Source organism: Endozoicomonas sp. 2B-B (genome assembly GCF_053470045.1).
In genome coordinates this window covers 4,852,078-4,865,434 of record NZ_JBLZMU010000001.1, presented here as the reverse complement: position 1 = coordinate 4,865,434, position 13,357 = coordinate 4,852,078, and the positions used below count along the sequence as shown (strand labels likewise).

The 13,357-nt window shown below is 48.6% G+C and carries 4 protein-coding genes; all 4 read right to left on the bottom strand.

Going from position 1 to position 13,357, the window contains the following annotated elements; all coding sequences use genetic code 11:
• Positions 1–3 precede the first annotated feature (3 nt).
• The gene (locus ACOMHB_RS18715) at positions 4–1,089 is read right to left on the bottom strand and encodes an IS630 family transposase (RefSeq protein ID WP_448218589.1); all 1,086 of its coding nucleotides are present in this window, start codon (positions 1,087–1,089) and stop codon (positions 4–6) included.
• Between the two features lie 77 nt (positions 1,090–1,166).
• On the bottom strand, positions 1,167–2,705 hold the full coding sequence (locus ACOMHB_RS18710) for a hypothetical protein (protein WP_448217753.1): 1,539 nt from the start codon (positions 2,703–2,705) through the stop codon (positions 1,167–1,169).
• 9 nt (positions 2,706–2,714) lie between these two features.
• Positions 2,715–7,979 (bottom strand): hypothetical protein, encoded by a 5,265-nt coding sequence (locus ACOMHB_RS18705; RefSeq protein WP_448217752.1) that lies wholly within the window; start codon positions 7,977–7,979, stop codon positions 2,715–2,717.
• Positions 7,980–7,988: 9 nt separating this feature from the next.
• Positions 7,989–13,319: a coiled-coil domain-containing protein gene (locus ACOMHB_RS18700; protein ID WP_448217751.1), complete on the bottom strand. Its 5,331-nt coding sequence runs from the start codon at positions 13,317–13,319 to the stop codon at positions 7,989–7,991.
• Between the last annotated feature and the right edge of the window lie 38 nt (positions 13,320–13,357).

The following is a 13,357-nucleotide window of genomic DNA, read 5'->3' as shown; positions in this document are numbered from 1 at the left end:
TATCTAGTGTAGTGCGTCGTTCTTTTTGCAACTTAACCGGCGATTAGCCCGAACGACTTTTTCTAAGATATCATTTGCCTTAGCAGTCCAGATAAACGGCTTTGGATTTTGATTATGCTTTTCAATATATTCATCAATCGCACTGACTAGCTGTGGCACACTGACAAACACACCACGGCGTAAACGCTGACTCGTGAGATCCCGAAAAAATCTCTCAACCATGTTTAACCATGATGCTGACGTTGGCGTAAAGTGCATATGAAAACGAGGATGTTTTTCCAGCCATTCTCGCACCTTCGGGTGTTTGTGAGTCGCATAGTTGTCGCAAATCAGGTGCAGCTCTTTGTCTTTTGCCGTTTCCCTATTTATCTGTTTAAGAAACTTCAACCATTCCACATGGGTATGACGCTGCTGGCACTGACCGATGACAGCACCATCAAGTACATTCAGTGCTGCAAAGAGAGTGGTTGTACCATGTCGTTTATAATCATGAGTCATTGTTGCGGCACGCCCTTTCTTCAACGGTAAGCCAGGCTGTGTTCGATCGAGTGCCTGAACCTGACTTTTTTCATCACAGCACAGCACCAACGCATGTTCAGGAGGAGACAGATAGAGTCCGACAATATCTTCAAGCTTCTCCACAAATTTCGGGTCTCGGGACACCTTGAATGTCTTTTCCAGGTGAGGCTTGAGGCCATATGCATGCCATATCCGGCGAACACTTCTCTCACTGATACCGCTAACAGCAGCCATAGTTCGGGTGCTCCAGTGAGTGGCATTTTCCGGAAGGGTGTTTGTGGTCAGACTCACAATCTCAGCAGCATCAATCTTCTTTTTACGGCCACTGCGAGCTCGATCCTGTTCAATCCCGGAGAAGCCTTCCTGAGCATATCGGTCACGCCAGCGGCTGACCTGATGACGACCGATCTTCAGTATTTGCGCAATCTCAAGATTGCTTTTTCCTTCTGCAGAGAGAAGAACAATCTGGGCACGGCGGGCCAAGCGAAGAGGGCAAGTATTTGATGAAGTAATCTTTCTGAGTCGTATTTCTTCAGAAGCATCAAGTATTATCTCTGTGGCAACTCGCATAGTAAAAACAGGCAGTGGTTGGAATAACATCCATAGTAGACCGTTAGGAGTCTTTATGTACTGTTAATTAGGTCGCACTACACTAGTTCATCCAGCTTGCTGAACAACTTAATCATCTGTCTGTTTCTTTCGCCCAGGAGTTTGGAAAAAAAATGTGCGTCGTCGTATAAAGTGTTGAACTTTAATTTGGCGCCAACGGGTATATAATTCATAATCTTCCGAACAAAATGCTTGTTAATCAGAAGATCTCCAAGTGCGGGTTTGAAGCTGAAGTGTTTTGCGAGTTCATTGTGCATCCAGTTTGGCGTGACGACTGACAGAGCGACCCTGATGTGTTCCTGTGTGACTTGAAATTCGTTGATTCCATGTATTTCATCTGGAGTAGCAGTGGCTAATGCCAGATGGAGAGATTCATAGTATGCAAGCGCATGCATCGCCCGTTTATCTTTTTTTGAAAACGTCGTCGGTTGATCCTCGCTTTCTCCGGCAGCGTGCTGCGCAGCAAACTCCTCCAGCATCGCCATTTGCCTGCTTCGAATGACGTGCTGGTAGCCTTTGACCTTATGGGTTTTAACTGCTGTTAATATTGCAGAGGAGGGGGGAGTAGCCTTAGCTTCTTGCCACAGGTCATAGAGGTTTTCTACAAAAGCGATATCATCGGGATTCAGCCTCTGACTATGGAAAACTATCACCTCCCCCGGAGCTTCAGCTACTTCCAGTTTCGGATAACCCGCAGGCACAGGATAAGCCCGTGAGTGACCCTCGACGTGGACAACATATCCGACGGGTTTGCTGTCTGCCAACAGTTTATTAAGAGCCTGCTGTTGTAACTCTCCTCCCAGGACATGAACTTTGATATAAGCAGAGGTGGCTGCTGCCAGGAGAACATCATCATTGACAAAGAGTGACTGACCCAGGCGTTCCAGTTCAGGAGGCTGATCACCCCCTGAGACATGACGCATAAAGGTACGCCCATTGACTTCAACCTTGTCTACTACAATGGTGGCAAGGGTAACATAGTCATCACTGGTGCCGAGGTTTCCTGCTCTCTCTTCGACAGCTTTCAGCAGTGCGAACAGTTGTCTGGGGCTGGCGATTTTCGTTATCGGTTCCAATGATTCCATGTCAGTCCATTGAGAACGAACGGCCCTGACTGAATCCCAATCGGTCATTCCGCCTCTGACTTCAATGACCAGTTCCTTTTCCTGGAGGTTATGGGTGAACCTGAAGATTCCCTCATCAACCAGCTTCAGGACTTTGGTGTATTTCAGGGCAGCGTTATTCTCATCTGTTTCAAACTGGTCAACGCTGGAAACGCGCCCGTCGAAATTAGAAAGAATGTCTGTAAAGCCTATAGCAGGAACAATGTAGCCTGCGCTGACTCCATACTGGTCAGGGTAGGTGGTGGTAAAGGATCCGGGTATTGGCTGCTGGTCATCACCTAAAGTTGGCCGGACCATGACCTCACTCTGGACAAACTCCACCTGTTCATTGGCTTGAATATCGACAGACCTTATTTGCAGCCTGCGATCGGCCAGTGTCTTTGGAGCAATGATGGAGGAGCTGACGGCAACGGCCACCAGAAGGCTGAATGCACTGGGGCAGGTATTTTTCATTCTACTGCCTCATAGCTGGCTGGAAAGCCTGGTTGGGGAGGTGTTTCTTTTACCATGAAGGTGAACTTTTTTGTCATCGCCCTCTCGCCATTTGTAGAAGGCACCCAGAGTGTAGGAGTAAGGAATACTTTCTGCATGGGAGAACGACCATTTCGGCACATTCTCCCTGAAGTATTTCTCCCAGCCATTCTCGAACAGCTTCATGGTGCGATCACGGCGTTCACGGAACTGCAGATAATTTTCGTGTCGCGTCCAGCCATAAATCATGTCACTTGTCTTAAAACGGTTTGCATATTCTTCATCGGTTTCATTAAAGCGTTGAGGCTTGGCAATAGCTGTACGTTTTACATATTCATCTGTCGTTTCACCCACGCCTCGCCAGCGATTAATCCTGTCAAGACTACGTCCAAGAGGCCCACCCAGCCATTGAGTGAGCATCTTGTTGTCGTTCATAAAGAAGTCGAAAGTGAGGCTCGACGCCAGCGCGAATCCGAAGGTTTGGGCATAGGTGAATCCGGATACCAGACCATGGGCGTATGCTCCGGCAGTGGCTATCGGACCCAGTACGAGTCCGGCAGCGGCAGAGGCCAGAGTTTTTACTTTTTGCGGTGTCACAGTTTGTAGCAGCGGTACCCGAACCCCTTGTCCGGAACCCATGGAATTGACTAGTTCGGGCATCAGACGAGAAATGCTGCGATACATCTGCGGGTTGGCGTTGTACTGTCGGGCAAACAACATGGAGCCGGTTCTCAGCAGAATGACGGAGGAAGCGGCTTTACCCAATGGCATGGCCAGCCCGCCCACTTCAGAAATTTTTTCAATTTCGCTGTGGTAGGCATGTTGCCCGGTTCGGTCGAGATCAACACCATGGTGTTCCAGCCAGTGCTGGAAAGGTATGAGCATTCTGTGCGCGTAATCCCCCCGGTTGGTCAGATCCAGAAGGTAGAGGAACGCCATGTTTGACAGGGACAGCGCGGTAGCCTGCCCGGCGGTTTGGGTCGCCAGCAGAGGTTTGTAACTGGAGAAGTACCAGGTGACAGCCTGTACCAGAAAGGCTGAAGGTTTGACCCAGTAATCATCGATCTGATGCTCAACCGCAGCGGTATAAACCTGCATCAATGTGCCATGGATAGCCTTGATCAGTTCTGTTTCAGAGAGTCCGGCAGCATTGACATAAGGTGTCAGGGTATCCTGAACATTGCTCAGGAAAGCTGTCGTCCTGCGGCCATTGTCAAAGGCAATATCGTCTAGAACATAGTTGGCGATGACCGCAGCTGCGTACTCTTTCATACCGACAACCGTCTCTTTCACACCTGCCGGACCAGTTGCATGCACAGGAGCAAAGGCAATTAGTGCGAATTCATCAATACCCTTGTCGGAAAGCATCTGGACAACGGCCTTGAAGTGAGGCAGATTGACGCCGTGTTTGTAGCCAAGGAAATGTTCAAATTCGTCCACTGTCTTATAACCATCAATTCCTCTGACGGCCTTTATGTAGTTCCAAAGTTCAATCTTGCTGATCAGTCCTTCATGCAGCAGAGTCATGATCCTGTTACCACTGGCAGAATGGCTGGCGAAGTATTTCGGGAAGATTTCCAGTTCATCCGTTTCACGCCCGAAGAAGTGAATCGCTGATTTGCCCATGCCGTAAATTTCTTTGTCGTATTCTCGAGCCCCGGATCCCATCTCATTTCTGGCCCTGTGCACCAGATTCTGGACTTCTTCCAGAGGGCAGCGAGGCTCGTCTTGTGAAGCGGGGTATTCCGGGAAAGTCGTCTTCAGGTCCCTGAAGATTTGTACGATCTGACTGGTCTGATCAAACGTCAGTTCGTCTTCGACCAGAACCTGCAAGCGAATCGCTGCAAATTCATCGTCAAAATCGTAAGTCGGAAGGTTGGGTATTGCCTGACCTTTCATTGCGACTAATTCGGCCAGACCACTTGCGATTTGCAGGGCCTGTCGTTTGAGAGGGTGCTGCTGCATGAATGTTTGGATAGCGTGCAAAACTTCTGCCTGTGCCGGCGTGTACTGGAAGGAACCATCGTCATTTTTGACCTCTTCCACTGCAGCCTTCGGGGCTCGTTCTTCAGTGGCTACCTCTGGATCAGGAATGTATCGGGGTTCAGCTCCCGGAGCGATTTGTCTGTCAAGCTCATTCTCAATGACGGCAATACGCTCGTTAACCTCAGGCTGACCCAGCAGATCAACATCTCTACCCAGCCACCGGAGTTCTGTTTCAATGGGCTTTATGATTTCATCACCAAAGTAGTACTTGGTGTTCTTAATATCGAGTTGACGAGCAATTTTATCGTATCCCTCTCTCGCGAGATCTTCATCGTGACAATAGTGGTCGAGGTGGTATACTTCTTCCTCTAATGCCCGAATACTGGCTTTTAGAGCATTCTTCTGGTCATTCAGGCTGGCACCTTTTTCAAATTCTACATTTAGAGGCAAAGCCAGTTCAGCAGCATCCTCCCTGCCTCTTTTTATAGCAGCAGGGTTTTCACTCTTGTCGATGTTCAGCTCGTTCTCTAAAGCTTCAAGCATCCTTACCTGTTGTTTTAAGACACGCTCATCCGGATCCGGGGTTTCGACATTAATGTCAAGAAAATCTATAAGGTTCCAGACTCTTACTTTCTCTACTTTGCTCCAGGTCATGCGTATTTTCCAGATGAAACCTTCCACCTCACGCAGCATGTATTTTGGGATGCAGCTACGAAGCACACTCTGAACTTCGGCAAGTCTTGTTGCTTTGTTATCCTCTCTGTTGGCTTTGATTTTTAATATTTCTTCCAGTGTTTCCACTATATGCAGAGCCTCCTCCTCTGCCACCTCTATGGCTTTTGTTGTGTATGAGTGAATTTTCTCAGAAATGGCGTTACGACGCTGATACACATTCTCCTCGCTGTTGTCCTCGCCCTTCAGGTCGTCCATCTTCAGGGTTTTTTCCACGGCTCTCAGTTTCATGAGTACTTCAGGCCTGACCCCGGGGTGGTCTGGTGTTCGATCTCTTTCAGCGCCTGCGCTGGTGCTCTGTTGCTGAAGAAGTTGTTCGGCGATCTCAGTTTTTTGTTGTTTAATGTGTAGATGTTGAAGTTGATGCTCGAGATCTTGTTCTTGGGCCCAGGCACATTTCAGCCAAAGGAGCTTCCGAATGTTACCCTGGCGGGCCTGGGGTCCATCTTTTTCATCTGGAACCAGACCGAGCTGACCTTCAACGACAGCCAGTTTGTCCCGAAATATCTCATCGCTCTGACCTGCCTGTTGTTGCAGATGCTTTAGAATGAACTCAGAGCGGCCACTCAGGTCGTTTTCATCGTATGGAACAATGTCGAGCTGGCCTTCAATCGCTGTCAGCGTTTCTTTATAAGGCTGTTCCCGAAACGGTTTTTTTGCCGCCACCGAATGGAGCTCAAACCATCTCTTGCTGAGCAGTCTGACTTTTTCTTCCATTCGCCAGGTATCATCCCAGGCATCAGTATCCAGTATTGCTGCGGCAAGGGCGTGACGTGCTTTTGTGGTATCTGCTATGGCATCACTGACCTGTTCTTCCAGCCCCGGGATTTGTTTGATATCCTGCCGAAATTCATGAACCATGTTTTTCAACACCCGGAACAACTTACGAAGCTCTTTAAACTCAGCCGCAAATTTCTGTCTGATCAGTTCTACTTTCAGTTTATCCTCACCACTGTCAGTGGCACTTGCCATTGTAATGTCATCTGATGTTTTGACTGCTCTGGCGAATTCGGGCACGTTTGCCAGCCGTTTTTCCTGCGTGTTAACCATCTCAAGCAACTGTTCGCTGATGTCATCCTTGACTTTGGAGGAAAACTTTGTTTTTTCGCCAGCACCAAAGTCATTTATCACGTCGGTGTCGTAGGGTATGAGTTTCTGAATATTCCGAATACTCTGAACAAAATTATGGTTAGTCAGAAGATCATTAAGTACGGGTTTAAAGCTGAAGTTTTTTATCAGTTGAAACTGCACCCAGGTGGGCGTGATGACTGATGCAGCGGCTCTGATGTAATCTGTTGTGAACTCAAATTCATAGGTTTTATCTGGAGCAGCACTGGTTAATGCCTGCAGAAGAGATTCATAGTAGCCAAGTTTCAGCAGCTTATCATCATCAAGCCTGGCATCGTGCTGTGCAGCCAGGTCAGCAGCGAACTCCTCGAGCAATGCCATCTGCCTGCTTCTGATAATGTGCTGGTAGTTTTTGATCCTGAATGTTTTCACCTTTGCAGAGAGTTCTTTAAATCGATATTCTTCCCGGATGCCAGAGTAGTGGCTTTCCACAAAAGCGATATCGGTTGGATTCTGTTTCTGACCACGGAAAACAATAATCTCTTCCGAAGCCTGTTCCACTTCCAGCTTTGGATAATCAGTAGGCACAGGATAGGCCAGTGTGTCATCTTCGACGTTTACAACGTAGCCGACGGGTCTATGGTATGACAACAGACTGGCCAGGGCCGCGTGGTGTACTTTTTCCCCCAGAACATGAACCTGGGTGTAGGCAGAGGTGGCTGCTGCCAGAAGCACCTCATCATTGACAAAGAGCGATTGCCCCAGGCGCTGGAGATCAGGGGGTTGATCGCCTGCAGCGATAAGACGCATAAAGGTGCGCCCTTTCACTTCAACCGGTTCTACTTCAATGGTAACGAGGTCAACATAGTCATCAGTTTCACCAAGGTTTCCTGCTCTTTTATATGCAGCTTTCATTATTCCGACGAATTGTTTGGTAGTGGCAATTTTCGTTGCAGGTTCTAATGGTTGGATGTCACCTGATTGGGCACGAACAGCTTCAATTGAAGCCTGATCGGTCATTCCTTCCCTGACTTCAATGACCAGCTTACTTTCTGCAAGGTTATGGATGAACCTGAAGACGCTCTCATCACCCACTTTCAGGATTTTGGTGTATTTTTGAGCAACGCCATTGTCGTCTGTTTCAAAAATATCAACACTGTAAACGCTGCCACCAATGTCGGCAATAACGTCCGTGAAGCCTTCGTAAATAACCTTGATGCCAGCCCCGATCTGAACCTCAATCTGGTCAAGGTAAGTGGTTGTACAGGATTTGGGTATGGGTTGCCGGTCATGACCTGAAGTTGGCTGAACCATGACCTCAGTCTGGGTAAACCCTGTTTGTCCATTGCCCGGAATATCAATAGATCTTGTCAGCAGCCTGCGATCGGCCAGTGCCTGTGTACTCATGATGGAAGCGCTGATTGCAAAGGCCACTGCAAGGCTCAATGCATTGGGACAGGCATTTTTCATTCTACTGCCTCAGAGCTGGCTGGAAAGCCTGATTGGGGAGGCGCTTCTTTTATCATGAACGTGAGATTTTTTATCATCACCCTGTCGCCATTTGTAAAAAGCTCCCAAAGTGTAGGAGTAAGGAATACTGTCTGCATGGGAAAACGACCATTTCGGCACATTTTCCCTGAAGTATTTCTCCCAGCCATTGTCAAATAGTTTCATGGTGCGATCACGGCGTTCACGGAACTGCAGATAATGTTCGTGTCGAGTCCAGCCATACATTGTGTTGTTTGCTTTAACACGGTTTGTGTAGGCTTCATCGTTTTCACTGAAACCTTGAGGTGTGGCAATCGTCGTACGTTTCAGATATTCATCTTGCGTTTCACCGGCACCAATCCAGCGATTCATCTTGTCAAGACTGCGACCCAGAGGTCCACCCAGCCATTGAGTGAGCAGCTTGTTGTCGTTCATCAAGAAGTCGAAAGTGAGACCCGACGCCAGAGCGAATCCGAAGCTTTGGGCATAAGTAAATCCGGATATAAGGCCGTGGGCGTACGCTCCGAACGTGGCTACCGGTCCCAGCACCAGACCGGCTGTGGCCGAGGCCAGCGTTTTCACTTTTTGTGGTGTCGCCCGGTGCAGCAGCGGTACCTGAACCCCTTGCCCGGAACCCATGGATTTCACTATTTCGGGCACCAGACGGGAAATGCTGCGATACATCTGCGGGTTGGCGTTGTACTGTCTGGCAAACAGCATGGAGCCGGTTCTCAGCAGAATGACAGAGGAAGCGGCTTTACCTAATGGCATGGCCAGCCCGCCCACTTCAGAAACTTTTTCAATTCCGCTGTGGTAGGCATATTGCCCGGTTCGGTCAGGATCAACACCGTAGCCTTCCAACCAGTGCTGGAAAGGTGTGAGCATCCGGTGCAGGTAATCACCCCGGTTGGTCAGATCCAGAAGATAGAGGAACGACATGTTCAAGAGAGACTGCTCGGCGGCCTGCAGTGAAGTGTGGGTCACCAGCAGAGGTTTGTAGCTGGAGTAATACCAGGTGACGGCCTGTACGAGAAAGGCTGAAGGTTTGCCCCAGTATTCATTGAACTGATACTCAACCACTGCAGCATGCGCCTGCATCAAAGTGCCATGGACAGCCTTGAGCAGTTCTGATTCAGAGAGTCCGGCAGCATTGGCATAAGGTGTCAGGGTCTCCTGAGCATTGGCCAGAAAGGCTGCCGTCCTGTGGCCATTGTCAAAGGCAATATCGTCAAGAACATAGTTGGCGATGACCGCTGCTGCGTACTCTTTCATGCCGGCAAGCGACTCTTTCATAGCTGCCGGGTCGGTCGCAGTCACGGTCACAGGAGTAAAGGCACTCTGCATGAATTCCTCAGCTCCCTTGTCGGACAGCATCCGGACAGCACTCTTGAAGTGAGGCACATTGACACCCTGTTTGTAGCCAAGAAAGTGCTCAAATTCATCCACTGTCTGATAACCGTCGACACCTCTGACGGCCTTCATGTAGTTCCCAAGTTCAGCCTTGCTGATCAGTCCTTCACGCAGCAAAGCGATGATCTTGTTGCCACTGGCAGAATGGCTGGCGAAGTATTCCGGGAAGCTTTTCAGAACGCCTCGCAGATGCTCGACAAAGTCAATGCCTGCTGAGCCCATGCTGCGAATTCTGTTGTCGTATTCTTTTGCCCCTCTTCCTATCCCGTGACTGGCCGCGCAAGTCAGCCGCAGGACTTTATAAGTGACACTCAGAGGCAGATGGTTTTCCGGAGGCTCGAAAGGAGGTTCAGGAAAGGTCGTTTTCAGATTTTTGAAAACTTCCACAACCCAACTGGCCTGTGCAAACGTCAGCTTGTCCCCGACCATTGCTCGCAAGCCAATGGGGGCAAATTCGTCGTCAAAATCGATAATTGGAAAGTAGGGTATTTCCTTACCGTTTTCTAATGCTAATTCTGCCAGGCCATTTGCGACTTGCAGAGCCAGTTGTTTGAGAGGGTGCTGTTGCGCGAATATGTGAAGATCGTTGAGAATTTCTGCCTGTATCGGCGTGTACTGGAAGGGACCGCCATCATCTTCGACGGCTTTTTCGGCAGCCTTCAGGACTGTTTTCATTTTCTTAATGTCTGCTTTACTGCCTTCATCCTGAGCCTCAGGACTGACCTGTTCCTTAGCCGCCAACAGTTCACTTTCAGCTTCTTTTATTTTTCGCCTGGCTATGGCTGCCTCACGGTCAAGAGCGTATCGGGGCTTGGGTTTCGGGAACAGAGCCATGTACCTGTCAAGCTTATTTTCAATATCTGCGATACGCTCATTAACGGTAGAGCTGCCCGCCTTGAAAACTTCTTCATCCAGCTGCAGGAGTTTTGCTTCAATCAAACTGTTCTGGTCGCGGATAGTGGCATCTTCTTTGTAATCCTTAATAGCGAGCTGACAGGCCATTTCATTGTTCCTGGCTCTTTTGATACTTTCATCCTGATAGACTTCGTTGAGTTCATCAATTAATTCCCAAATTTTGCCTGTCAGGGCATCCTTCTGTTCAAGCAGGAAGGCATCTTCTTCAAATGCCACATCCAGATCACTGGCCAGTCTGGCAGTGAAGGCCTTGCCCCTTTTGTTGGCAGCATGGTTTTCACGACGGAAGAAGATTTTCAGCTTATGCTCTATGGCTGCAAGCAGTTTTTTCTGTTGTTCATTGCTATGTATATCCAGATACCAATCTTCAACTTTATAGGCCAGACTCGCACCGAGCTTCCTGAGTTTGAGAGCCCTCTCGTCCAGCACTGCGCTGTCTTGTTTCCAGAGGGTTTGATCTATCAGATCCAGAGTCTCCTCTGAGGGATCACCGCCCTCAAGTATGCTATGAACCAGAGCCACTCTTGCTGCTCTGCCGTGCCCTTCATTCAATGTGAGGGTCAGTATTGATTCTACAGCTTCCAGCAGCTGGATCTGTTGCTCTGTGGCTAGCTTATTCGGAGCCGGGGCTTCGATTTTATAATGAAGATGTGCAAGGACTCTTCTGAGTTTGATATCCCTCTCGTCACGAGCTTTGCCATTGTACGTCCAAAGGCTAATGTCTATATCATTCAGAATGTCATCTGAGTGATTTTCGGTGTCAAGTTTCCTGAAAACCCTGATGAATCTTGCCATTTTGTCATCGTCTTTGTTGACGTTGAGGTTGAGTGTTTGTTCTGCGAATTCCAGTAGATCCAGGGCTTCTTTCTCTGCCTGATGTCTGGCTTTTCTGATAAGTCTGTCCATGTCTTGAGAAATATCACTGCGACGGAGATAGATATCGAACTCTTTTTTATTACAGGGGAAAGCTATCTCTAATTCCAGAGCTTCTTCCACGTCACTCACTGTCTTCAGGACCAGGGCTTCACGCATAGCTTTGGGATGGCCTGTTCCTGCTTGGGCAGCCGCTGTGCCGATTTCATGAATTTTCTGTCTAATGAGTCTGAATTGTTCTTCTGTTGGCTGGTCATCATCCCGGTTATCAATACCAAGATCTTCTGCCAGTTGAGCGTTGTAAGCCTTTCTGGCGTTTTCTCCGGCATCAATAACTTCTTGCTCCAGCTCTGAAATTCGTGCAAGTTCTCGCTGAAGTTTCTGTGACTGGTCTTGCAGTGTTTTCGTCATTTTACGCATCTGCGCAATCTCATCCTCAAACCGTTGCTTGAGTTGATGGCTATCGGTAAAAGCTTTCTCGGCTTTGAGCTTAAACTGGTCTCTAGCCTCAGTGAGTTTGCCTACTGTTGCCAGATTGAGCTTTAACTGGTCTCGAAGCTCAATGAGTTTGCCTTCTGTTGCCAGATGCTTTTCCAGCAGGAGTTCCCTTTCAACCAACTGCCCGGCCATGTCGCTCAGAATTTTGGCCATAAACGGGTCATCGTGAAACATTTTGGTCAGTGGTTCAGCGAGATTGGGTACAAGATTCAGCATACCCTGAACATAAAGCTGTTTAGTCAGAAAATGTCTCAGTACGGGTTTGAAACTGAAGTGTTTTGCCAGCTGAATCTGCTGCCAGGTTGGCGTGATGGCGTACGAAGCGACTCTGATGTGTTCCAGTGTGAGTTCAAATGTATCGCTTCCATACATTTCATCAGGACTAGCACTGGCCAATGCCTGCATGAGATATTCATAGTATGAAAGCGCATGCATCTCCCGTCTATCTTTGTCTGCCAGTATCGTTGATGGGTATTTGCTGGTGCCAGGGTACCTCACAATAAGCCCCTCCAGCACTGTCATCTGTTTGCTTCGAAGGACGTACTGGTAGCTTTTGACTTTATGTTTCATAACCTTTGTTGCTGCTGCCGCTGCCTCCGCCGGCGTGGGGTTATTAAGCTCAGCTTCTTTCCAGAGGTTATGGAGGCTTTCTACAAAAACGACATCTTGCGGATCCTGCATCTGACCATGAAAAACAATAACCTCTCCAGGAGTTTCTTTAACTTCCAGCCTTGAATAACCCGGAGGCACATGAAAAATCTGTTTGTCATCCTCGACGTGGACAACAAACCCGACGGGTTTGCTGAGTGCCAAGAGTTCATTAAGCGCCTGCTGTTGTAACTCCTCTCCCAGGACATGAACCCGGATATAGGCAGAGGTGGCTGCTGCCAGGAGAACATCATCATTGACAAAGACTGTTTGACCCAGACGTTGCAAGTCAGGGGGCTGGTCGCCTGCAGCGATAAGACGCATGAAGGTACGTCCTTCCACTGCAACTTTTTCTACTTCAACGGTGGCAAGGGGAACATAGTGATCACTTTCGCCGAGCTGTCCTTTCAGGGTATCGACACTGTTCAGCACCTCAGCCAGTTCTCTGGAGCTGGCGATTTTCGTCAGCGGTTCTAATGACAGGCTGCAAGATGATTGACTGCGAACCACCTCAATGGAATCCTGATCGGTCATTCTGCCTCTGACTTCAATGACCAGGTTCTCTTCTTTAAGGTTGTGGGTGAACCTGAAGAGTCCCTCATCACCCACTTTCAGGACTTTGGTGTATTTTCGGGCAACGCCATTTTTGCCTGTTTCAAACACATCAACAATGGAAACGTCACCATCGGCATCAGCAAGAGCTTCCGAAAAGCCTACAGAATTAAAGTGATGGCTCAATCTGTCACGAGGCTGAGCAGGGTAGGTGGTCGTGAAGGATTTGGGTATGGGTTGCTGATCATTCCCTAATGTTGGCTGGACGTTGACCTCACTCAGGGTAATCTCCACATGTCCATTACCCGGAATATCGGCAGCTTTTATCTGCAACTTGCGATCGGCCAGTGCCTGAGCACCAATAAGGGCAGAGCTGATTGCAACAGCCACTGCGAGGCTTAATGCATTGGGACGGGCATTTGTCATTCTAATGCCTCAGAGCTGGGTAGAAAGCCTGATTAAGG